The sequence below is a fragment of the Nocardia sp. NPDC058666 genome, from assembly GCF_042714895.1.
Lineage (GTDB): Bacteria > Actinomycetota > Actinomycetes > Mycobacteriales > Mycobacteriaceae > Nocardia.
In genome coordinates this window covers 49460-70575 of record NZ_JBHXRY010000010.1, presented here as the reverse complement: position 1 = coordinate 70575, position 21116 = coordinate 49460, and the positions used below count along the sequence as shown (strand labels likewise).

Sequence of the window (21116 nt, the reverse complement as noted above, 5' to 3'; positions counted from 1 at the left end):
CGCGACGTTCGGCATGTCGAACAGTTGTGTACACCCGGCCCGCGGGACCCGCCGGAATTGGGGATGCGACTTGTCAGTGGGTAGGGCAATACTGGGTCCGAAGGGTTCGCCACCTACGACTTCAGGAGAATCATGCCCGACGCAATTGTCGCCGAGGGGCTGGTCAAACGGTATGGGAAGCTCGTCGCCCTGGACGGGCTCGACCTGACCGTGCCGGAAGGTACCGTCACCGCGCTGCTCGGCCCCAACGGCGCGGGCAAGACCACCACCGTCCGCGTGCTCACCACGTTGCTGATCCCCGACGAGGGCACCGCCACCGTCGCCGGCATCGACGTACTGAAAGATCCACAGGCCCTGCGCTCCCGCATCGGCGCGTCCGGCCAGTACTCCGCGGTGGACGAGTACCTCACCGGCTTCGAGAACCTCGAAATGGTGGGCAGGCTCTACCATCTGGGCACCCAGCGCAGTAAGGAACGCGCGCGCGAACTGCTCGACCGCTTCCGGCTCAGCGATGCCGCCGACCGGCCGGTGAAGGGTTACTCCGGCGGTATGCGAAGACGCCTCGATCTGGCGGGCGCGCTGGTGGCCAATCCGCCGGTGCTGTTCCTCGACGAGCCGACCACCGGCCTGGATCCCCGTGCGCGCCTTGATCTTTGGGACGTCATCGAGGAACTGGTCGCCGGCGGCACCACGCTGCTGCTCACCACCCAGTACATGGACGAAGCCGACCGCCTCGCCGATTCCATCGCGGTGATCGACCACGGCAAGGTGATCGCGCGCGGCACCGCAGACGAACTCAAGGCACTGGTCGGCGGCGACCGCATCGAACTCACCGTCGGTTCGGTGGATCAGCTGGCCGCTGCCAAGCAGGTGCTCGGCGGAATGGCCGACGGGGAGATCCACGTGGAACCCGGCTTACGCAAGCTCACGGTGCCGGTGTCGGACGGGTCGCAGGACCTGGTCGCCGCGATCGGCAGGCTCACCGAACACAAGATCCAGATCAGCGATGTCGCCCTCCGCAGACCCTCGCTCGACGACGTCTTCCTGACGCTCACCGGGCACGAAGCCGAAGAACTCGTCAACGGTGAAGCGCAGACCGTAGGCGCCGGGGAAGGAAAGAACCGATGACCGTCACCGTGGACAAGCATGGGGTGGAACAACTTCCGCTCGCGCAGCGACTGTCGATGGTCGTCAGCGACAGCATCACCATCGCCAAACGCAATGTCATCAAGATCAAGCGCGTGCCCGACGTACTGATCTTCACGACCATGTCGCCGATCATGTTCGTGCTCATGTTCGCGTACGTGTTCGGCTCCGCGATCAAGGTCCCCGGCATGGAAGGCGGCTACCGCGAGTTCCTGATCGCGGGCATCTTCGTGCAGACCGTGGTGTTCGGCGCCTCGTTCACCGGCGCGGGCCTGGCCGAGGACATGCAGAAGGGCATCATCGACCGATTCCGCTCGCTGCCGATGGCGCCGTCGGCGGTGCTGGTGGGCCGCACGATCAGCGACGTGGTGATCAATGTCGTCAGCCTGGTGGTGATGTCGCTGACCGGTCTGATCGTGGGCTGGCGCATCCGCGGGTCGTTCCTGGACGCGGTGCTGGCCTACGCGCTGATGCTGCTGTTCGCCTACGCGCTGTCGTGGATGATGGCCGTGGTCGGGCTGCTCGTGCGGGCACCGGAGGTGTTCAACAACGCCAGTTTCATGGTGATCTTCCCGCTGACGTTCCTGTCCAACGCGTTCGTGCCGATCGACGACCTGCCCACGCCGCTGCGCATCTTCGCCGAATGGAACCCGATGTCCGCGGTCACCCAGGCCGTGCGCGAACTGTTCGGCAACACCAGTCCGCTCGCGCCCGCGTCACAGGCGTGGACGATGCAGCATCCGGTGGCGACCTCGCTGATCTGGATCGTGGTCATCCTGATCATCTTCGTGCCGCTGGCTCAGATCCAGTACAAGAAGTCGGTCGCCCGCTGACGCGGAACTAGTGCGCCGAGCCGTTGCGTGAATAACCCAAGCGCGGCGGCTCGGCGGCCGGTTCGGGCAGTTGTGGGCGCTTGGCGCGGGCCAGGTAGGCCACGGCACCGGCCCCGGCGAGTGCGAGCGACGCGAGCAGCGGATTACGAAGCTTCATTCCACCACTGTGGCACAGCCGGATTCGGCGCGCCGCGTGGCACCATAACTGCGTGACCTCACCCAACCAGACGGCCGTGGCGACTCTGCACACCAACCACGGCGATATCAGGATCGCGCTTTTCGGCAACCACGCCCCGAAAACGGTGCGCAACTTCGTCGGCCTCGCCGACGGCAGCGCGCCGTACTCCACCGTCAACGCCGGTGGCACGGAAGCGGGCCCGTTCTACGACGGCGCCGTCTTCCATCGGGTCATCCCGGGGTTCATGATCCAGGGTGGCGACCCGACGGGGACCGGCCGTGGTGGGCCGGGCTTCGAGTTCGCCGACGAACTCCACCCGGACCTGCGTTTCGACCGCGGCTACCTGCTCGCGATGGCCAATGCGGGCGCGGGTACCGCCACCAATGGTTCGCAGTTCTTCATCACCGTCGGCGCGCAGCCGCACCTCAATCGCAAGCACTCGATCTTCGGCGAGGTGGTCGACCCGGATTCGCGCAAGGTCGTCGACGCGATCGCCTCGGTGAAGACCGACCGCAACGATCGTCCGGCTGAGCCCGTGATCATCTCGGCCGTGACGATCGACTAGTCACACACTGTCACTGGCACAAAAAGAGCTCCCCGTCGCGATCTTCTGCGGCGGGGAGCTCTTTGCTTCACGTGAAACAACGTCAGTCGGAAGTCACCGAGGCGAAGCCGTTGACTACCAAGGCGTCGTAGACGTCGTGGGGGTTGGTGCCCAGGTCCCAGCGGCCGAAGATCAGGAGGCGTTCGGCGTCGTTGTGGCGGACGTCGATCTCGAGCATCGCGGATTTACGGCCGATGCGACGGTAGGACACCATGCGGATCCGGTCGATCTGATCCAGGGGGTAGTCCTTGGGCCCGGTGAGGGTGCCGACCACCAGGCGCGGCTTCGAGCCGGGAATCATGGTGAGTCGGGGCCGTTGACGCACCGCCAGGGCCGCCATCGCCAGGACGGCGACCGCGCCGATGCCGACCAGCAGTCGGCTCGGCCCGTCCTTGGCCAGGATTGCGGCCGCTACCAGCAGTAATCCGCCACCGGCGACCGCGAACAAACCCGCTACGGGGGTGGACCACGAGACGGGTTGTGCTTCGTTCACGCGGGTGTCCGCCCCTTTATCCTCGAGTTGTGCACAGGGTTATCCACAGGTGTGCATGAATTACACGCGTGTAATCCGGTGTGGGATCAGCGCCAGCGCATGGTCATGATCAGGCCGACGACCATCAGGCCGAAACCGATCAGGAAGTTCCAGGCGTTGAGGTCGTTCATGAAGCCGATGTGCTCTGCGGCCAGGTAATACACGATCAGCCAAATCAGGCCGGCGAGCATGAAGCCCAGCATGATCGCGACGTACCAGACCGGCGACGGCCCCACAGCTTTCACCTTCACCGGCGTGCGACTGGCAGGGCTGGGGGAGTAGTCGGCCTTCTTGCGGACCTTGGACTTGGGCATGACGTCCTCGAATTCGGAGTACAGGTTAAATACCAGGCTATCCCACCAGGTAATGGACGCGACGACCTACTGGGCCGACAAGTACGCTCAACGCATGCGTGTATTGGTCGTCGACAACTACGACAGCTTCGTGTTCAACCTGGTGCAGTACCTCGGCCAGCTTGGGGCCGACGCCGTGGTCTGGCGCAATGACGATCCTCGCCTGGCCGATCTGGACACTCTGCTGACCGTCGGTGACGAAGGCGGGGCGTTCGACGGGGTGTTGGTGAGTCCCGGGCCCGGCAGTCCGGATCGCGCGGGTGCGAGCATTCCGCTGGTGCACGCGGCGGCGAAGCACAACAAGCCGCTGCTGGGTGTGTGCTTGGGGCATCAGGCGATCGGTGAGGCGTTCGGTGGCACGGTGGACCGGGCGCCGGAACTGCTGCACGGCAAGACCAGCGACGTGTTCCATATCGGTTCCGGCGTGCTGGCCGGCCTGCCCGACCCGTTCACCGCCACCCGCTACCACTCGCTGACGGTCCTGCCCGAAACCATGCCGGAGGAACTGGTGGTCGTCGGCCACACCGAGAGCGGCATCGTGATGGCCATGCGCCACCGCACCCTGCCCATCCACGGCGTGCAATTCCACCCGGAGTCCGTGCTCACCCAGGGCGGCCACCGGATGCTGGCGAACTGGCTCGAGGTCTGCGGTGAACGTCCCGCGGAAGGTCTCGTGTGTGCGCTCGAGGCGGAGGTCGCCGCGCTGGTGACCAAGTGAGAGTCTTGCTCTCGGTCGCGGCCAGTCTCGACGGGTACATCGATGACACGAGCGCGCAGCGTCTGCTCCTGTCGAATGCCGAAGACTTCGATCGGGTCGATCAGATCCGGGCCGAATCCGACGCGATCCTGATCGGTGCGCAGACGTTGCGCACCGACAACCCCCGGCTGCTGGTGAACAGTGCGCAGCGCCGGGCCGCGCGGGTAGCGCAGGGCAAGCCGGAATATCCGGTGAAGGTGACCGTCACCGATTCCGGCGATCTCGATCCACACCTGAACTTCTGGCACACCGGCGGCGACAAACTCGTCTACACCTCGAACCGGGGCGCGGCGAAACTGGGCAACCGGCTCGACGGACTCGCCGAAGTGATCAGCCTCGGCGAGCGTCTGGAACTCCCCAGCCTGGTCGAAGACCTCGGCACCAGAGATATCCACAGCCTCATGGTCGAAGGCGGCACCGGTATGCACACCGGATTCCTCGCCGCCGACCTCGTCGACGAGATCCGGCTGGCGATCGCCCCGATCCTGGTCGGCGATCCGGCCGCTCCCCGCTTCGTCGGACCCGCCCAGTTCCCCGGTGGCGTAGGTCGCAGACTACACCTGGCGGGTGTGGAGAAACTTGGGGATATCGCTGTGATGAACTACCTGGTCAACCCCGGTACACACCCCGACAACTAACTGGTACCGCGAACAACTTCCCTGCACTGACCTGGGAAAATATAGCTGTTCACAGTTCGCGGACAACTTTTCTCCACACGTGAACATGACCAATTCCACATCACGCCAGGGTTGTGGATAACTTCGAACCGGAGGGACTGCCCGTGAGCCGAGAAGACACCGATCACCGGTTCATGCACAGGGCGATAGAACTGGCCCGACAGTGTCCCCCCAGCGACACCGCCTACTCGGTGGGCGCGGTCATCGTCGCCGACGGTGTGGAGATCGCGACCGGTTTCTCCCGCGAAACCGACGCGAAAGTGCACGCCGAAGAGGCGGCACTGAACAAACTCGACCCGCACGACCCCCGCCTGACCAGGGCAACGATCTACAGCACGCTCGAACCGTGCTCCACCCGCGCCACCGCGACCCGCCTACCGTGCACCGACCGCATCCTGGCCGCGGGCATCCCCACCGTGGTCATCGCCTGGCGCGAGCCGAGCTTGTTCGTGGCCGCCTGCGAGGGTGTGGACACGTTGCGCACCCACGGCGTGCGCGTGGTGGAGCTCACCGACCTGGCCGAACAGGCCATGTCGATGAACACCCACCTGGACCTGAGCTAGAGCTAGGGCCGCCCGTAGATCGCGGTCACGAACTCACCGAGCTGATTGTCGTCCAGGTGCCGGGCCAGATCGGCCTCGCTGATCATCCCGACCAGCCGCTTGTTCTCGATCACCGGCATCCGCTTCACCCGGTGCGATTCCATCTCGTCGAGCACGTCTTCCACATCGGCGTCGGCGCTGACCCAACGCGGCGTCGCCTCGCACAGTTCCGCCGCGGTGGTGGTGTCGGGGGACAGGCCCAGCGCGATGCACTTCACGACGATGTCGCGGTCGGTGATGATGCCGCACATGCGTTCGTCGTCGTCGGCCACCACCAGCGAACCGACCCCGAGATCGGCCATCGCGGCCGCGGCGGTCGCGACGGTGTCACCGCGGGTGATCCACTGCGCACCCGGTTTCATGATGTCCCTGGCTGTGGTCATCGGCTACTCCTGTTTCAGCAGAGCTGGATAGGGATGAAGCAGCCTCATTCTGCGCCCGCGCGACCGCGGCGCACGCGTTCGCCATGCAATCGAGACCTGGGTCGGAACCGAACAGGTTCCGACCCAGGTCTCAGCGTGAAATCGGCCCCGCGTCAGCGAGGAATCGGCGAAGCACCCACGTGCAGCACCACGTTGCCGCTGATCGTCACCGACGACCCGGCCGCGGGATTCTGCCCGACGACCTTGCCCGAGGCATTGCCGTCCAACGTGATCACCGTGGTCTGACTGAGCTGCCCCGTCCATCCCAGCCCGCGCAGTACTTCCTGCGCCTGCACCGGCGTGAGCCCGCTCAGATCCGGGATGGTGATCCGGTCGCCGGCGGAGACCTGGACCGTGATCGTGGACCCCTTCTCCGCGTTGCTGCCGCCGCCGGGGCTGGTGGCCAGCACCTGCCCCTTGGGCTGCGCGGACTTCACTTCCTGGACCTCGACCTTGAAACCGGCACCGTCGACCAGGTTCGGCTTGGCCACGGAGATGTCCTGGCCCACCACCTGCGGCACCCGGATCTCCTCGGGGCCACCGCCGATGGTGACGATGATCAGCCGGTCGATGTCGACCTTGATGCCCGCGCTGGGTTCCTGCGCGATCACCTTGTCGATGTCGGCGGTGCTGGACGGCTGGCGCACCACATTCGGATCCATCTGCAGTCCGATGGCGTTGAGCTGCCGTTCGGCGTCGGCCCGGTTCATCCCGATCAGCCGCGGCAGCTGCACCTGGGTGGGTCCGGTCGAGACCTGCACGGTCACGGTGCTGCCCTCGTCGATGCGCGAACCGCCCAGCGGCTGGGTCGCGATCACATTGCCCTGCGCCACTTTCGCGTCGGGTTTCTCCTGCACGAACACATGGAAACCGGCGCGCACGAGTTCGCCCTGAGCCTCTTGCGAGCTCTTGCCCGACAGGTCGGGAACGGCCACCTGATCGGCCTTGCTGCCGGGACCGACCAGCACCCAGAACAACCCGAACGCCACGGCAAGCGCCGCCGCGACACCGAGCGCGATCAGCCCGGTGCGGTTGCGTTCCTCGCTGGGTGGGCCGATCGCGGCGTGCTCGGAGGTGTCGTCGCGGCGGTCGTGGAAGGTGCGCGGCGCGGGTTCGTCGTCGTAGTCGTAGTCGCCGCGGTCTTCGTCGTTCATCACCATCGGCGCGCTGGGCCGCTGCCCGCCCAACACCCGGATCAGGTCGGCGCGCATCTCCGCGGCTGTCTGGTACCGGTTGGCCGGGTTCTTGGCCATGGCCTTGAGGATCACCGAATCCAGTTCGCGCGGCACGCCGGGATTGACCGACGACGGCAGCGGCGGATCTTCCTTCACGTGCTGGTAGGCGACCGCGACCGGCGAGTCACCGGTGAACGGCGGCTGCCCGGTGAGAATCTCGAACAGCACACAGCCCACCGAGTACACGTCCGAGCGCGCGTCGACGGTCTCGCCGCGCGCCTGCTCGGGCGACAGGTACTGGGCGGTGCCGATCACCGCGGACGTCTGGGTCATCGGGTTGGCGCTGTCGGCGATCGCGCGGGCGATGCCGAAGTCCATCACCTTCACCGCACCGGCGCGGTTGATCATGATGTTGGCGGGTTTCATGTCGCGGTGCACGATCCCGGCCTTGTGGCTGAAATCCAGTGCCGCGCACACGTCGGCCACGACTTCCATCGCCTTGCGCGGAGCAAGGGGGCCCTTGCCGCGCACGATGTCGCGCAGGGTGTCGCCCTCGACGTACTCCATGACGATGTAGGGCAGCGGCCCGCCGTCGACGGTGGCCTCACCGGTGTCGTACACGGCCACGATCGCCGGGTGGTTCAGCGCGGCCGCGTTCTGGGCTTCACGCTTGAACCGCAGGTAGAACGTAGGATCGCGGGCCAGGTCGGCCCGCAGCACCTTGATCGCCACGTCGCGCGACAGCCGCACGTCGCGCGCGCGGTGCACCTCCGACATGCCGCCGAACCCGATGATCTCGCCAAGCTCGTACCGCGAGGAGAGATTCTTCGGGGTCGTCATGGTTGTCCTATGGTCGGGCCTACGACCGTGTCGCCATTGGGAAACGGCAGGTCGAAGGTGGGCAGCCGAGGTCGACCCGCGGTGGTGGTGCCCGCGGCGGGTTCCGTCGTGACCGGCGGTTTGGTGGTCTTGGTCGTCGTCGTCGGCTTGGGCTTGGTGGTGGTTTCCGGCGGCGTCGTGGTGGTCACCGGCGGTTCGGTCGTGGTGGTCACCGGCGGTTCGGTGGTCGTGGTCGGACGCGGCGGTTCCGTGGTGGTCGGCCGGTCCTCGGTGGTCACGACCGGCGGCGGCACGACCTTGGTGGTGGTCACCGGCGGCGTGGTCTTGGTGGTGGTCTGCACCGTGGTGGTCGTGGGCCCCGTACCGCGGGTGGGTTCGGTGCCGAACAGCAGATACAGCACACCACCACCCAGCACCAGCGCGCCCACACCCAGCGCGATCAGCCACTTCTGGTTGTTCTTGGCGTTGTTCGCCGGGACCGGCGCGGCTGCGGCAGCCTGCGTGGCCGGACCGCTGTAACCACCGGTCGGCGGGCCCGCGGGACCACCGGGCTGATGACCGAAACGCATAGTGGCGCCGTCGTAGTCGGCCGCGGGGATGGCCACGGTCGGTCCGGGCGGCAGCACCCTGGTCGCACCGGTCATCGACGCACCACCGGCGCCACCGGGCAGCGGCGGCATGTGACCCGCGCGCACCGCGGCCACGGCGTCGGCGAACTCGCCGCCGCTGCTGTAGCGCTGCAGCGGGTCCTTGGCCATGGTGATGGCGATCAGTTCGTGCACGTTGGCGGGCAGGTCGTCGGGCAGCGGCGGCGGTGCGTCGCGCACATGCTTCATCGCGACCGTGATCGCGCCCTCGCCGGTGAACGGACGGACTCCGGCCAGTGCTTCGTAGCCGACGATGCCCAGCGCGTACACGTCCGAGGCCGCGGTGGCGTCTTCGCCGATGGCCTGCTCGGGCGCGATGTACTGGGCGGTGCCCATCACCATGCCGGTCTTGGTCACCGGCGACGCGTCCACGGCCTTGGCGATGCCGAAGTCGGTGATCTTCACCTGACCGGTCGGCGTGACCAGGATGTTGCCTGGTTTCACGTCGCGGTGCACCACGCCTGCCGCGTGCGCGACCTCGAGTGCGCGCCCGGTCTGTTCGAGCATGTCCAGACCCTGGATGACCGAGAGTCGGCCCATCCGGTTGAGCACCGCGTTGAGCGGTTCGCCCTGCACCAGTTCCATGACCAGGTACGCGGTCTCGCCGCCCGACGGGTCGGCGGTCTCGCCGTAGTCGTAGATGCCGGCGATACCGGGCGCGTTGAGCTGCGCGGTGGTGCGCGCCTCCACCCGGAATCGCGCGCGGAAGGTCGGGTCGGCGGAGAACTCGGTCTTGAGGACCTTGACCGCCACCCGGCGATCCAGCCGGGTGTCCATGGCCTCCCACACCTGACCCATACCGCCGGTGGCGATGAGCCGCTGCAGGCGGTAGCGGTCGGCGATCAAAGCACCGTTGTTCAGCATCGGGGCCCCCGTGTTGTCACTCGCACACTCATTTCGTTCAGCCCCCTGCCAGGCCAGCGTCCAGTACCGACCTCGCGATCGGCGCGGCTACCGAACCTCCGGTGGCCGCCAGCGCCCGATCGCCGCCGTTCTCGACGATCACCGCGATGGCGATCTTCGGGTTCTGCGCGGGCGCGAAGGCCATATACCAGGCGTGGGGCGGGGTGTTACGGGGATTGCTGCCGTGTTCGGCGGTTCCGGTCTTGGACGCGATCTGGTAGCGCGTTCGCCCACCGCCCGCGGTATTGGCTTCGGAGGCGATCATCAGGTCGGTCAGCGTCGACGCTACCGGCTGGCTCACGGCCTGGCCGATGCTGACCGGCTCGGTCTCGCCGAGGTCGGACAGATCGGGCGCTTGGATCCGGTCCACCAGGTACGGCTGCATTCTGGTGCCGCCGTTGGCGATGGTCGCGGCGATCACCGCGACGTTGAGCGGGGTCACCGCCACATCGCGCTGGCCGATGCTGGATTGGCCCAGTGCCGCGTTGTCCGGGATCGGACCGACGGTGGACTCGGCCACGGGCATCGGCACGCCACGCATGGGACCGATGCCGAACGCCGCCGCCTCGTCCTTGAGCTTGGCCGCGCCGACCTTCACACCCAGTTCCACGAACGCGGTGTTGCACGACCGCCGGAACGCCTCGTAGAGGCTGGCGGTGGGCTGGTCGCCGCAGGTGCTGCCGTTGTAGTTCTCCAGCGTGGTGCTGGTGCCGGGCAGGGTGATGTTGGGCGCGGCGGTGAACTGGTCGTTGGGCCCGGCCACCCCGTTGGACAGCGCCGCGGCGGTGACCACGGCCTTGAACGTCGAGCCGGGCGGGTAGGTCTGCGAGATCGCGCGATTGAGCATCGGCTGGGTGGGGTCGGTGCTCAGCCGTTCCCAGGCCGCCTTGCCCGCGGCGCCGTCGTGCGCGGACAGCTCGTTGGGGTCGTAGCTGGGCGTGGAGACCATGGTCAAGATCTTGCCGGTGCTCGGCTCGATCGCCACGACGGAGCCGGTGTAGCCCTTCGACGTCATCTGGTCGTAGGCCACCTGCTGCATGATCGGATTCAGCGTGGTCAGCACGTTGGCCCCGCGCGGATCGCGACCGGCGAACATGTCGATCAGTCGGCGACCGAACAGGCTCGAGTCATTGCCCGACAGCAACGGATCCTCGGCCAGTTCCAGGCCGGTCTTGCCGTACTGCATCGAGTAGAAACCGGTGATCGGTGCGTAAGCCGGTGGGGTGGAAGGGTATTCGCGCAGGTACTTGTACCGGTCGTCGGTGGCCACCGAGCTCGCCAGCACCGTGCCGTCCGCGGAGATCTGACCGCGCTGGCGCGAGTACTCGTCCAGCAGCACCCGCGAGTTACGCGGATCCGCGCGCAGGTCGTCGGCCTTGACCACCTGCAGGTAGGTCGCGTTCACGAGCAACGCCACCACCATCACCATGACGGCGACGGCGACGCGACGCAGTGGTGTATTCATTCGCTCACCCTGCTTTCCGGCCTGCGGACCAGCTCTGTCGCGGCGTCGGCGATCGGCGCCGGGGCACGCTTGCGCGCCGGGGCCGGTGCGCGCGCGGCATCGGAGATCTTCATCAACAGCGCCAGCAGCGCGTAGTTCGCCAGCAGCGACGATCCGCCGTAGGAGATGAACGGCGTGGTCAGACCGGTCAGCGGGATCAGTTTGGTGACACCGCCCACGACCACGAAGATCTGGATCGCGATGGTGAACGACAGGCCGGCGGCCAGCAGCTTGCCGAAGCTGTCGCGCACGGCGAGCGCGGTGCGCAGCCCACGCACGATGAAGATCAGGAACAGCATCAGCACCGCGGTCAGGCCGATCAGGCCCAGTTCCTCGCCGATGGTGGTGACGATGAAGTCGGTCTTGGCGAACGGCACCGTGTCCGGGCGCCCGCTACCCAGGCCCGTGCCCGCCAGGCCGCCGGTGGCGAAACCGAACATCGACTGCGAGATCTGGTAACCGGTGTTGTGGTAGTCGTCGAACGGGTGCAGCCAGGTGTCCACGCGCACGCGCACATGCCCGAACAGCTGATAGGCGAACACGAAACCCAGCGTGAGCAGCCCGCCGCCGATGATCAGCCAACCCACCCGCTCGGTGGCGATGTAGATCATCACCAGCACCGTGCCGAAGATGAGCAGCGAAGTGCCCAAGTCCTTTTCGAGCACGAGCACACCGATGCACACGACCCACACGATCAGCACCGGGCCCATATCGCGCGGACGCGGCCACTCCATGCCGAGGAAGTGCTTGCCCGCCGCGGTGAACAGGTCACGCTTGGCCACCAGCACGCCCGCGAAGAACACGATCAGCGCGATCTTCGCGAATTCGCCCGGCTGCATGCTGAATCCGGGCAGCCGGATCCAGATCTTGGCGCCGTTGACTTCGGAGAAACGGCTGGGCAACAGTGCCGGAATCGCCAGCGCGATCAGCCCGACCAGGCCTACTGTGTAGGTGTAACGCGCCAGCGTGCGGTAGTCCCGCAAGACCACGAGCAGGCCGATGAACACCACGATGCCCAAGCCGGTCCACATGATCTGCTGGTTGGCGTCGGGCGAAGGCACCGGGGTCGCGTTGTACTTGGCCAGCTGTGCCTCGGCCAGATCAAGGCGATGGATCAGCACCAGCCCTAAACCGTTGAGCAGCGCCACGATCGGTAGCAGCAGTGGGTCGGCGAACGGCGCGAACCGGCGCACCGCCAGATGCGCGATCCCGAACAGCGCGAGGAACGCCACCCCGTACTTGGCGATGTCCCAGGTGATCGACTGTTCCTGGCTCGCCTCGACGATGAACAGCGACACCGTCGTGATTCCCGCCGCGCCCGCCAACAGCAGCAACTCCTGGTTGCGGCGTGTCGACGGTGGTGGCGCGGGCGCGAATCCGCCGGGGGGACTTGGGAAGGCCCCGGCCGACGGCTGTGGGGGTGCGGACATCAGTCCGTCACCCGGCAGTTCTCCCCTGAGATCTGCGGGGGTGTGGTGGTGGTCGGTACCGGCGCGGTGGTCGGCGCGGGCGTGGTCGGCGTCGCCGGCTGATCAGGGCCGGGAGTCGGTGTCGCGCCGGGGATCACCGGGGTGGGCTCGGGCGGCAGCACGCCGGGCTGCGGGACCGCTTCCTTCTTCACGCACGGCGGCAGGAGCTCTTTCTTCAGCGCCTTCATGCTGTCGCGTGCCTTGTCCAGCGAGTCCGGCGGCAGGCTCTTGCGCACCTGTTCGCGCACGGCCTGCTGCAGGTCGGCCACCATCAGCTTCTTGCACCCGGCCGGCGCGGACTTGCCCGCTTCCACCACCGTGAGCTCGCTCTGGTTGGTCACACAGGCCGTGAGCTCCACGTCCTGGATGGAGTAGCCAAGGATCGAACCGGGCAGCCCGCGCATCACGACCACCTGGTCGTTGTCCGCGCCCACGTAGTAGTTGCTGCGAATCATCTTGTAGCCCACCACGAGTCCCACCGTGACCGCGGCGATCAACGCCACCGACAGCAGCAGCCAGCGCAGTTTGTGCGACTTGGTCTCCACCGGCGGCGGTGCCGCGGCGGCCCGGCGCGGTTGCGCGCGCGGGGGACGCATGGCGGCGGCCCGACCCGCGGCGGTGTTCGGCGGCGGGGCGTCCTCCTCCTGCTCGGTGGAGGCGGCACCGGCCAGGATCGGATGACTCTGCCCGTAGTCCAGGTCGATCACGTCGGCCACGACAACGGTGACATTGTCGGGACCGCCTGAGCGCAAAGCCAATTCGATGAGCCGGTCGGCGCACTCGTCGGTATTGCCCTCGCGCATGGTGTTGCCGATGGTCTCGTCGCTGACCACATCGGACAGACCGTCCGAACACAGCAGATACCGGTCGCCCGCGCGGGCTTCGCGCATGATCAGCGTCGGCTCGATCTCGTTGCCGGTGAGTGCGCGCATGATCAGCGAACGCTGCGGGTGCGTGTGCGCCTGCTCGGCGGTGATCCGACCCTCGTCCACCAGCGACTGCACGAACGTGTCGTCGCGGGTGATCTGGGTCAGCTCGCCGTCGCGCAACATGTACGCGCGCGAGTCACCGATGTGCACCAGGCCGAGCTTGCGTCCCGCGAACAGGATGGCGGTGAGCGTGGTGCCCATGCCGTCGAGTTCGGGTTCGGCCTCGACATGGTCGGCGATCGCGGCATTGCCGGAATGCGTTGCGTGGTCGAGCTTTCCGAGGATGTCGTCGCCGGGCTCGTCGTCGTCGAGATGCGCCAGTGCGGCGATCATCAACTGGGAGGCCACTTCTCCGGCGGCGTGCCCACCCATGCCGTCGGCCAGCGCGAGCAGTCGTGCCCCCGCGTAGACCGAATCTTCGTTGTTGCCCCGGACGAGTCCGCGGTCGCTTCGCGCGGTGTAGCGCAGAACAAGAGTCACGATCGCAGCTCGATCACTGTTTTGCCGACCCGGACAGGAGTACCGAGCGGAACGCGGACGGCGGTGGTGACTTTCGCGCGGTCGAGATAGGTGCCATTGGTAGAACCGAGGTCCTCCACGTACCAGTCGTCACCACGCTGAGACAGTCGCGCGTGCCTGGTCGAGGCGTAGTCGTCGGTGAGTACCAGCGTCGAATCGTCGGCGCGTCCGATGAGAACCGGTTGCGTGCCGAGGGTGATCCGAGTGCCGGCCAGTGATCCATGAGTCACCACTAGATACTTGGCGCCCTTCTGGCTTCGGCTGAAGGAGGGCAGACCGATGGACCCGCGATTTCCGCGGGTTGCCCTCGGCTGAATCCGTATGCCGGATGCCGCGTAGATATCGCTGCGCAAGGTCCGCAGAACGGCCCAGACGAACAACCAGAGCAGCAGCAGGAACCCCGCGCGGGTCAGTTGCAGGATCAATCCCTGCACGGCGTTCCACCTCCTGTTCGCCCGGGTACGTCGATACGGCGGGTGCGGCGCGAACCACCCCCACCAGCGTGCTGGCTTGCGGGTCCCGAGGTCGGGACCGTGCGTGTAATGGCAGCATCATAGAGCCGACAGCGTCGACTCGAGACGTGCACCGCGCAGCTTACGGGATCAGACGATCCGGATCAGGATCTCGGAATGTCCGGCCCGGATGACGTCGCCGTCGGCGAGCTGCCAATCCTGCACGGGGGAGCCGTTGACCAGAGTTCCGTTGGTGGAACCCAGATCTGACAGCATGGCCGTCTGACCGTCCCAGCGCACCTCGATGTGGCGTCGCGAGACGCCGGTATCGGGGAGCCGGAAGTGGGCGTCCTGGCCGCGGCCGATGATGTTGGAACCCTCGCGCAGCGCGTAGGTGCGGCCGCTGCCGTCGTCGAGCTGCAGCGTGGCCGAGTAGCTGGACTGGGCGGGGGCGCCGTAGCCCGCGGCCTGCTGGCCGTAGCCCTGCTGCTGCGGTTCCGCGTAACCCTGCTGGCCGTAGCCGCCCTGCTGGTCGTAGGCGGGTTCGGCGTAGCCCTGCTGTCCGTATCCGGCCTGCTGGCCGTAGCCCTGCTGCTGCGGTTCCGCGTAACCCTGCTGGCCGTAGCCACCCTGCTGGTCGTACGCGGGCTGGTCGTAGCCGGGTGCGGGCGCGGGGGCGCCGTAGCCACCCTGCTGGCTGTACGCCTGCTGGCCGTAGCCGCCCTGCTGGTCGTAGCCGGGCTCGCCGTACGCGGGCGCGGCGCCGTACCCGGGCTGGCCGTAACCGGGCTGCGCGGGCGCGGCCGGGTCGTAGCCGTTCTGGTAGTCGCCGCCGTATCCGGGCTGCGCCTCGGGCGCGCCGTAGCCACCGCGGCCGTAATCATCGGCAGGGTAGGGAGCCCCCGGCGCGGCAGCGGGCGGCTGGTACCCGCGGTTGCGTGGATCGGACTCCGCGGGCTCTCGGCCGGGCTCGTAGCCTGAGTTATGCGTCATGGGGCCAGCTCCTGGTTGCGGGTGTGCGGGTCGTTGTGGCGGTTCGGGGCGAGGTGGGGCCGTCCCACGGCCTGCGTCGGGGTCGACGCGGCCGCTCGCTCTGAACATTCCGGTGTGCAGCGTAGGTGATGCCTCGAACGCCACGTGTACTTCGCCGTAGGTCTGCCACCCCTGCTCGCGGATGTAATCCTGCAAGTGTTTGGCGAACGCTTTGGTTGTCAGGTCGTGGTCGGCGTCGAGCTTGCCGTGATCGGTCTCGTTGATCGTGATCACGTAACTGTTGGGCGCCAGTCGATGCCCGCCCTCCAGATCCTGGATCTGATCTGCGGCTTCCCGCTGCAGCGCGGCCTCCACCTCCTGGGGGACCACACTGCCGCCGAACACCCGCGCGAACACGTCACCGACAGCGCCTTGTAGACGACGTTCGAATCTAGAGACGATCCCCATCACAGCCCTCCCTTCGGTGCGCGTGTCCGCCCTCCTCGACACACTGTTACGGCGTGTCCGAACCCGACCACGTTCCTTGCATGATATCCACGATCCTCCACCTGGGTAACTCCCGGCGGCTCCGCCTGGTTCCCCCGCCGAATTTCGCCGCATCGTCGCAGGTCAGGGAATCGATTTTATTTTCACACGCGGGGCATGTTAGATTTTTCCAGTCGCTCGGGCGAGTGGCGGAATGGCAGACGCGCTGGCTTCAGGTGCCAGTGTCCGTAAGGACGTGGGGGTTCAAGTCCCCCTTCGCCCACCAGACTAAAGGCTCGATCCAATCGGATCGGGCCTTCAGTCGTTTTCGGGCTCAGGGGCGGGCGATGCGAAGCAGGGCGGCCCGATCGTTGTGCGCGCGAGATTCAGGCCTTGTGGGCGATGAGCAGGTGGTGCGGGATGGGTGGATTCGGCAGGGTGCGCTGTTCGACGGTGAGTCCGGCGGCGGTGAGTGCCGCAGTGACCTCGGCGACGGGGCGCAGGGTGAATCCGTAAGGGGTGAAGGGCATTTTGCCCATCGCTTCGGGGTCGCCGATGCCGATCACCGCTGTGCCGCCCTGGCGTAGGACGCGGGCGAGTTCGGCGCAGGCGGCGGGGAGGTCGTCGAGGAAGTAGATGGTGTTGACGGTGATCGCCGCGTCCAGGCTCGCATCGGGGAGGGGGAGGGCGGTGAGGGTGCCGTCGGCGAGGGCGAGGCGGCGCTCGGCGACTTCCATGGCGAAACGGCCGCGGGCGCGGGTGAGCATGTCGGGGGACGGCTCGATGCCGTGGGCCACGCCTTCGGCGCCGATGCGGGCGAGCAGCAACTCCAGCCCGACGCCGCCGCCGAAGCCGATGTCGGCGACCGTCGCGCCGGTGGTGGGGGCTGCGGCCTCGACGGCCGCCGCGATGGCACGTTTGTTGCCGCGGTTGAGCACGAACGCCACGCCCTTACCGAGCACACCGTGCGGGTTGCCGAGCTGGCCGGCGATTGTCGTGAGCAGGCGATCTTTGACCCCGGTCATGTCGTCATCGTAGGGGGATCCACGCGTCGCCGATGCCGCAGCGTGATCGGAATACTTCTCTTCGGCCGGGAATTCGGGTTCGATACCGACCGTGTCGTCTGTAACTCGCGTTCTCGCCCTTGCCCTCGTATCGATGTGCGCCTGGGCGGGTCCGGCGTCGGCCGACCCGGTGACCGGTCCGCTCGCGACCAACCCCTTTCTCGGTCCGCTGGGGACGGCGACGATGCACGGCGACGCGGGGTCGTCGGATGTGACGCCGTTGGCGGGGCCTCGGCCGGGTGCGGCGGTCACGGTGTATCCGTTCGCGGCGGCCTGCCCGACGCTGCTGCAAGGGTCCGACGGGCTGGTGGTCGGGTTGTGCACGGCGATCGCGGGGCAGACGCCGACGGTATTTCTGTTCGACGCCGCGGCGACCGGGCCGGTCGGTAAGGCCGTGGCGTCGTTGCCGTTGGCCAAGGGGAGCCTGCTGGGCGGGGTGTACGCGTACCTCGACAACGAGGACCGGCTGGTGGTGGTCGACGGTGGGCGGCAGCTGTTGCGGGTCGCTCATGTGCGAAACGGGGACGGGGCGTGGCGGTTGGAGGCCGGCGTTCAGGCGGACCTGTCCGGTGCTATTCCGCAGGGGGACAACGTGACCGGGCTCGTACCCGACTGGGCGGGCAATGTCTGGTTCGCGACGGGGCGCGGGATCGTCGGGTTCGTCGATGCGCAGGGGCGAGTCGCGACGGTGACGCTGCCGTCCGGCGAGCAGGTGACCAACAGCATCTCCTCCGCACCCAATGGCGGTGTAGCCGTCGCCAGTTCGCACGCGCTCTACGAACTGCGAGCCGAAGATGGTCTGCCCCAACTGCTGTGGCGCGCACCCTACGACCGCGGGTCCGCGCGCAAGCCGGGACAGCTGGGCTGGGGGACAGGTTCGACACCCACCTACTTCGGCCCGGTGACCGGCGACGAATACCTCGCCATCGTCGACAACGCCGACGACCAGGTGAACCTGATCGTGGCACGCTCGGGCTCGGGGGCGCAGGTCTGCTCGATTCCGGTGCCGGTGCGTGGCAGTGAGAATTCGCCGATCGCGATCGGCTCGTCGATCTTCGTCGCAGGCACCTATGGCTACCCCTATCCCACCGTTCCCGAGGGCGCCGGACCTGCGGTTCCAGCCAACGCGCCGTTCCGTGGCGGGCTGAGCCGGGTCGATCTCACCGTCGGCGGGTGTGTCCCGGTGTGGGACAGCGCGATCCGCAGCGCCGCCGTCCCGCGACTGTCGCTGGCCGACGGCGGCATCCACACCGTTCGCCGCGTCGGACCCGACGTGACAACCCCCCTCGACGGATTCGACTATGTCGTGATCGACCCCGAAACCGGGGCTGTTCGCACCTCCACACCCCTGCCAGGCACTGTCGCCGAGGATCCGCTGCAGATGGCCGCGCTCATCGCGCGTGACGGCGCGCTGTGGCAGGGGACCATCTCCGGGGTCGTGCGCGTGGGTTGATCGTCGGCGGGCACGTCGTGTCCTGCCGGTGACCTCTTTGCCCCGTCGGCCGCCGAATAGTCCTCGCGGGCCGTAGATGAGTCGAACGTCACACTTGCCCACTCGGGGCCGTATTCCTGCTGTTCTCCTGCCGATTTCGAGGTGTTCGGCGGACCTTTCGCAACCGGTCATCCGTCCAGTTATGGGCCTCGAATCCGGTCTTTTCCCCGGATTGCTGAGTGGTGATCATGTTTGCAGGCCTGTAAACAAACTCGAGGTCTCTTTCGGCGTGTCAACTGGTCGGCAACTGTAATTCCGTTGCTGTAACCGCAGGTGAACGGCTATGGCGAGACCGCAGTGTGATCGGGGGCAACCCCGACCGATATTCGCCCGAGATAGCTGCGACGGATGAATGACTCGTTTTCGAAGGTTTGCCGGGGGTGAATTCTCGGTGCCGCCGACTGCTCGATCTCCGTGGTGCCGGAAGTTTGCTGCAGGTGTGAAAATTGGTGTGTCCACAGGCCTTTGCAGGTTCGCAATTCCTACCCCGGACCTGCGCGTTGGGGGTTGCGTGGGCATAACGATTGTGTACAGTTGACGGTAACGCTGGCCGCAGTTCGAGCCCGACTCGCTGCGGCCAGCGGAACTCAAATGGGGGAGTTCTTCACCGTCTCGTAACCTTCCGTAGCTGCCGGTTGTCCCGTGCTGTCCCGGGGCCGTGTGCTCGCAGTTGTCGGCCGCGCAAATGCACGCACACCTGCGAGCTCAGACGCGGTCGAGAACCTGTGCCGGTGCGCCGAGCCACCGCTGCGTCGGATCCGGCAGCGCGTCCGGTGCCACTGCCAGCGCATCCTGTTCCTCGGCCACCCGCCTGCCGATCCCGAACACGTAGAACAGGAACAGCGCCTCCGCCGCGAACCCGAACGTGATCCGCACGGGCGCGGGCAGCGCACTGGGCGTCACGAACCCCTCCAGCAGTCCACACACCAGCAGCACGCCCACCAGCCCCAGCGCCACGGTCGCGGTGGCCCGCCCCTGCCTGGCCATCGCAGCGGCCCTGCTGCGCCCGCCGGGGTCCACCAGCGTCCACCCCAGCTTCAACCCCACCCCGCCCGCCACGAACAGCGCGGTGAGCTCCAGCGTGCCGTGCGGCAGGATGAAGCCGAAGAACGAGTCCAGCCGCCCCGCGTCGGCCATCAATCCACCGGTTATCCCCAGATTCAGGGCATTCATGAACAATGCATACACAGCCGGCAGGATCAGTACACCGGTGAACAACGCGATCGCCGAGACCAGTGAATTGTGGGTCCACACCTTCGCCGCGAAGGCGTCGTTGGGGTGTTCGGAGTAGTACGTTTCGAACGAACCCCCAGGTCCGGTGACTGTGGACAGATCTCCGTCGGGTATCCCCAGGGCGTCGCGCGCCGCCGCGGACTTATCCACAAGCACGGCGATCACGGTCGAGACGGCGAGAAAAATCGCAGTTGTCCCCAACCACCACGGCCAGGCTCTATACACAGCCGCGGGAAAGTGTCGGGTGAAGAAACGGCCCACTTCCTGCCACGGTTGCGACTTCGCCGACAGCACCCGGCCGCGCGCTCGCGCCAACAGCGCGCTGAGCCGTTCCACCAGCTCCGGATCGGGCTGGTGGCCTTGCAGTTTCGCCAACTGTTGCGAGGTGGATCGATACAACCGCACCAGCTCGTCGGCTTCGGCACCGGTCAGCTTGCGCTGACGCACCAACTGATCCAGGCGGTACCACGAACGTTGGTGCGCCCAGCTGTAGGAATCGGTGTCCATATCGGGAATGCTAGCGATATGGCTGAATTCACCACCGGCGAAGCGGTGGCGCTGCACCTCCCGATCGCGCGCATCCCCAGCCGTGCGGGCGCTTTTCTGCTCGACCTGACGCTGCAGCTGATGCTGGCGCTGACGCTGCAGTACGCGCTGACGGTGATCCTGTTGGCCACCGACGCGGACTCCGCCTGGCTGTCGGTGAGCATGGTTGTCACGGTGGTGACCGTGCTGATCGCCTACCCGGTCTGCAGTGAAACCCTCACGCGCGGACGCTCACTGGGCAAGATGGCATTCGGTCTGCGGGTGGTGCGCGCCGACGCCGGGCCGATCGATTTCCGGCACGCGCTCACCCGTGGACTGGCGGGAGCCATTGTGGATTTCTGGATGCTCGGCGCGTTCGGCGCGGTCGCGGTGATCACGTCGCTGAGTTCACGCGACGGCAAACGGGTGGGTGATGTGCTGGCTGGAACGGTGGTTGTCCACAACCGGCAGGCCATGCCGTCACCCTCGCTGGCCGTCGCGCCACCTTGGCTCACAGCCTGGTCGGCGCAGCTGGATCCCACTGGCATCTCCGATGAAATGGCGGCGGCCGCACGCCGGTATCTCACCCGGCTGCCGACCCTGACCCCGCCCACACAGCACTATTTGGGCACTCAGCTCGTCGAGGCGATGTGTGCGGAACTGCGTTGTCCACAGCCTGTGGGCTACCCGCCGTATCACGTGCTCGGCGCGATCATGGCTCGGCGACAGCAGCTTTCGCGCGTCTAGATCCACAGCCTGTGGATGAATCACCTGTGGATGAATTCGGGTGTGTTCGAACGCG

The 21116-nt window shown here is 66.9% G+C and carries 21 protein-coding genes and 1 tRNA gene; 9 read left to right on the top strand and 13 right to left on the bottom strand.

Annotated features, from left to right (window positions below):
- Positions 1–132: 132 nt before the first annotated feature.
- Together ACFWVD_RS21125 and ACFWVD_RS21120 are read left to right on the top strand one after the other, a co-directional pair.
- A complete protein-coding gene (locus tag ACFWVD_RS21125; protein WP_379245268.1) occupies positions 133–1128 on the top strand; it encodes an ATP-binding cassette domain-containing protein in 996 nt (331 codons plus the stop codon).
- A 56-nt stretch (positions 1129–1184) separates the two neighbouring features.
- On the top strand, positions 1185–1979 hold the full coding sequence (locus ACFWVD_RS21120; RefSeq protein ID WP_379245458.1) for an ABC transporter permease: 795 nt from the start codon (positions 1185–1187) through the stop codon (positions 1977–1979).
- 7 nt (positions 1980–1986) lie between these two features.
- On the opposite strand, the gene ACFWVD_RS21115 is transcribed toward ACFWVD_RS21120, so the two are convergent.
- Entirely contained in the window at positions 1987–2136 is a 150-nt protein-coding gene (locus ACFWVD_RS21115) for a hypothetical protein (protein WP_379245266.1), read from the bottom strand.
- A 52-nt stretch (positions 2137–2188) separates the two neighbouring features.
- On the opposite strand from ACFWVD_RS21115, the gene ACFWVD_RS21110 reads away from it, so the two are divergent.
- Positions 2189–2722, top strand: coding sequence for a peptidylprolyl isomerase (locus ACFWVD_RS21110; protein WP_379245264.1), 534 nt, complete (start codon positions 2189–2191; stop codon positions 2720–2722).
- An 82-nt stretch (positions 2723–2804) separates the two neighbouring features.
- Here the strand turns inward: ACFWVD_RS21110 and ACFWVD_RS21105 are convergent, their stop codons facing one another.
- Both ACFWVD_RS21105 and crgA read right to left on the bottom strand, forming a co-directional pair.
- Positions 2805–3254, bottom strand: a complete 450-nt coding sequence (locus ACFWVD_RS21105) for a PH domain-containing protein (protein ID WP_379245262.1) — start codon at positions 3252–3254, stop codon at positions 2805–2807.
- Between the two features lie 86 nt (positions 3255–3340).
- A complete protein-coding gene (gene crgA, locus ACFWVD_RS21100; protein WP_379245260.1) occupies positions 3341–3607 on the bottom strand; it encodes a cell division protein CrgA in 267 nt (88 codons plus the stop codon).
- Positions 3608–3701: 94 nt separating this feature from the next.
- Between crgA and ACFWVD_RS21095 the strand changes: the two genes are divergently transcribed.
- The 3 genes from ACFWVD_RS21095 to ACFWVD_RS21085 all read left to right on the top strand — a co-directional run bounded on the left by ACFWVD_RS21095 (position 3702) and on the right by ACFWVD_RS21085 (position 5643).
- Positions 3702–4364 (top strand): aminodeoxychorismate/anthranilate synthase component II, encoded by a 663-nt coding sequence (locus tag ACFWVD_RS21095; protein WP_379245258.1) that lies wholly within the window; start codon positions 3702–3704, stop codon positions 4362–4364.
- Positions 4361–5041, top strand: a complete 681-nt coding sequence (locus ACFWVD_RS21090) for a RibD family protein (protein ID WP_379245256.1) — start codon at positions 4361–4363, stop codon at positions 5039–5041. The genes ACFWVD_RS21095 and ACFWVD_RS21090 overlap by 4 nt, the downstream gene beginning before the upstream one ends.
- Positions 5042–5184: 143 nt before the next feature.
- Positions 5185–5643, top strand: a complete 459-nt coding sequence (locus ACFWVD_RS21085; protein WP_379245254.1) for a deaminase — start codon at positions 5185–5187, stop codon at positions 5641–5643.
- 2 nt (positions 5644–5645) lie between these two features.
- Here the strand turns inward: ACFWVD_RS21085 and ACFWVD_RS21080 are convergent, their stop codons facing one another.
- The 8 genes from ACFWVD_RS21080 to ACFWVD_RS21045 all read right to left on the bottom strand — a co-directional run bounded on the left by ACFWVD_RS21080 (position 5646) and on the right by ACFWVD_RS21045 (position 15982).
- Complete coding sequence (locus ACFWVD_RS21080) at positions 5646–6065, bottom strand: CBS domain-containing protein (RefSeq protein WP_379245252.1); 420 nt, start codon at positions 6063–6065, stop codon at positions 5646–5648.
- A gap of 152 nt (positions 6066–6217) precedes the next feature.
- Positions 6218–8119 (bottom strand): Stk1 family PASTA domain-containing Ser/Thr kinase, encoded by a 1902-nt coding sequence (pknB, locus tag ACFWVD_RS21075; protein WP_379245250.1) that lies wholly within the window; start codon positions 8117–8119, stop codon positions 6218–6220.
- Positions 8116–9630, bottom strand: coding sequence for a protein kinase (locus ACFWVD_RS21070; RefSeq protein ID WP_379245248.1), 1515 nt, complete (start codon positions 9628–9630; stop codon positions 8116–8118). Before ACFWVD_RS21070 ends, pknB begins: the two co-directional genes overlap by 4 nt.
- A 37-nt stretch (positions 9631–9667) precedes the next feature.
- Positions 9668–11134 carry a peptidoglycan D,D-transpeptidase FtsI family protein gene (locus tag ACFWVD_RS21065; RefSeq protein ID WP_379245246.1) on the bottom strand — a complete coding sequence of 489 codons (1467 nt, stop codon included), beginning with the start codon at positions 11132–11134 and terminating at the stop codon, positions 9668–9670.
- Positions 11131–12603 (bottom strand): FtsW/RodA/SpoVE family cell cycle protein, encoded by a 1473-nt coding sequence (locus ACFWVD_RS21060; protein WP_379245244.1) that lies wholly within the window; start codon positions 12601–12603, stop codon positions 11131–11133. The genes ACFWVD_RS21065 and ACFWVD_RS21060 overlap by 4 nt, the downstream gene beginning before the upstream one ends.
- Positions 12603–14051, bottom strand: a complete 1449-nt coding sequence (locus tag ACFWVD_RS21055; RefSeq protein ID WP_379245242.1) for a PP2C family protein-serine/threonine phosphatase — start codon at positions 14049–14051, stop codon at positions 12603–12605. Before ACFWVD_RS21055 ends, ACFWVD_RS21060 begins: the two co-directional genes overlap by 1 nt.
- A complete protein-coding gene (locus ACFWVD_RS21050; protein ID WP_062992366.1) occupies positions 14048–14524 on the bottom strand; it encodes an FHA domain-containing protein in 477 nt (158 codons plus the stop codon). Before ACFWVD_RS21050 ends, ACFWVD_RS21055 begins: the two co-directional genes overlap by 4 nt.
- A 168-nt stretch (positions 14525–14692) precedes the next feature.
- Positions 14693–15982, bottom strand: a complete 1290-nt coding sequence (locus ACFWVD_RS21045; protein ID WP_379245240.1) for an FhaA domain-containing protein — start codon at positions 15980–15982, stop codon at positions 14693–14695.
- A 218-nt stretch (positions 15983–16200) separates the two neighbouring features.
- On the opposite strand from ACFWVD_RS21045, the gene ACFWVD_RS21040 reads away from it, so the two are divergent.
- Positions 16201–16286 (top strand) — tRNA-Leu (locus ACFWVD_RS21040).
- Positions 16287–16386: 100 nt separating this feature from the next.
- Here the strand turns inward: ACFWVD_RS21040 and ACFWVD_RS21035 are convergent.
- Positions 16387–17025, bottom strand: coding sequence for a class I SAM-dependent methyltransferase (locus tag ACFWVD_RS21035; RefSeq protein WP_379245238.1), 639 nt, complete (start codon positions 17023–17025; stop codon positions 16387–16389).
- Between the two features lie 133 nt (positions 17026–17158).
- Here ACFWVD_RS21035 and ACFWVD_RS21030 point away from each other — a divergent pair, with 133 nt between their 5' ends.
- Positions 17159–18517, top strand: coding sequence for a hypothetical protein (locus tag ACFWVD_RS21030; RefSeq protein ID WP_379245456.1), 1359 nt, complete (start codon positions 17159–17161; stop codon positions 18515–18517).
- A gap of 744 nt (positions 18518–19261) precedes the next feature.
- Here ACFWVD_RS21030 and ACFWVD_RS21025 read toward each other — a convergent pair.
- Entirely contained in the window at positions 19262–20296 is a 1035-nt protein-coding gene (locus ACFWVD_RS21025) for a stage II sporulation protein M (protein WP_379245236.1), read from the bottom strand.
- A gap of 18 nt (positions 20297–20314) precedes the next feature.
- On the opposite strand from ACFWVD_RS21025, the gene ACFWVD_RS21020 reads away from it, so the two are divergent.
- Positions 20315–21061 (top strand): RDD family protein, encoded by a 747-nt coding sequence (locus ACFWVD_RS21020; protein WP_379245234.1) that lies wholly within the window; start codon positions 20315–20317, stop codon positions 21059–21061.
- Positions 21062–21116 lie beyond the last annotated feature (55 nt).

Coding starts and splice junctions, on each gene's coding strand:
- ACFWVD_RS21020 (WP_379245234.1), top strand. CDS start 20,315: ATGGCTGAATTCACCACCGGCGAAGCGGTGGCGCTGCACCTCCCGATC.
- crgA (WP_379245260.1), bottom strand. CDS start 3,607: ATGCCCAAGTCCAAGGTCCGCAAGAAGGCCGACTACTCCCCCAGCCCT.
- ACFWVD_RS21080 (WP_379245252.1), bottom strand. CDS start 6,065: ATGACCACAGCCAGGGACATCATGAAACCGGGTGCGCAGTGGATCACC.
- ACFWVD_RS21070 (WP_379245248.1), bottom strand. CDS start 9,630: ATGCTGAACAACGGTGCTTTGATCGCCGACCGCTACCGCCTGCAGCGG.
- ACFWVD_RS21125 (WP_379245268.1), top strand. CDS start 133: ATGCCCGACGCAATTGTCGCCGAGGGGCTGGTCAAACGGTATGGGAAG.
- ACFWVD_RS21060 (WP_379245244.1), bottom strand. CDS start 12,603: ATGTCCGCACCCCCACAGCCGTCGGCCGGGGCCTTCCCAAGTCCCCCC.
- ACFWVD_RS21065 (WP_379245246.1), bottom strand. CDS start 11,134: ATGAATACACCACTGCGTCGCGTCGCCGTCGCCGTCATGGTGATGGTG.
- ACFWVD_RS21120 (WP_379245458.1), top strand. CDS start 1,185: ATGGTCGTCAGCGACAGCATCACCATCGCCAAACGCAATGTCATCAAG.
- ACFWVD_RS21025 (WP_379245236.1), bottom strand. CDS start 20,296: ATGGACACCGATTCCTACAGCTGGGCGCACCAACGTTCGTGGTACCGC.
- ACFWVD_RS21035 (WP_379245238.1), bottom strand. CDS start 17,025: ATGACCGGGGTCAAAGATCGCCTGCTCACGACAATCGCCGGCCAGCTC.
- ACFWVD_RS21115 (WP_379245266.1), bottom strand. CDS start 2,136: ATGAAGCTTCGTAATCCGCTGCTCGCGTCGCTCGCACTCGCCGGGGCC.
- ACFWVD_RS21030 (WP_379245456.1), top strand. CDS start 17,159: ATGTGCGCCTGGGCGGGTCCGGCGTCGGCCGACCCGGTGACCGGTCCG.
- pknB (WP_379245250.1), bottom strand. CDS start 8,119: ATGACGACCCCGAAGAATCTCTCCTCGCGGTACGAGCTTGGCGAGATC.
- ACFWVD_RS21045 (WP_379245240.1), bottom strand. CDS start 15,982: ATGGGGATCGTCTCTAGATTCGAACGTCGTCTACAAGGCGCTGTCGGT.
- ACFWVD_RS21095 (WP_379245258.1), top strand. CDS start 3,702: ATGCGTGTATTGGTCGTCGACAACTACGACAGCTTCGTGTTCAACCTG.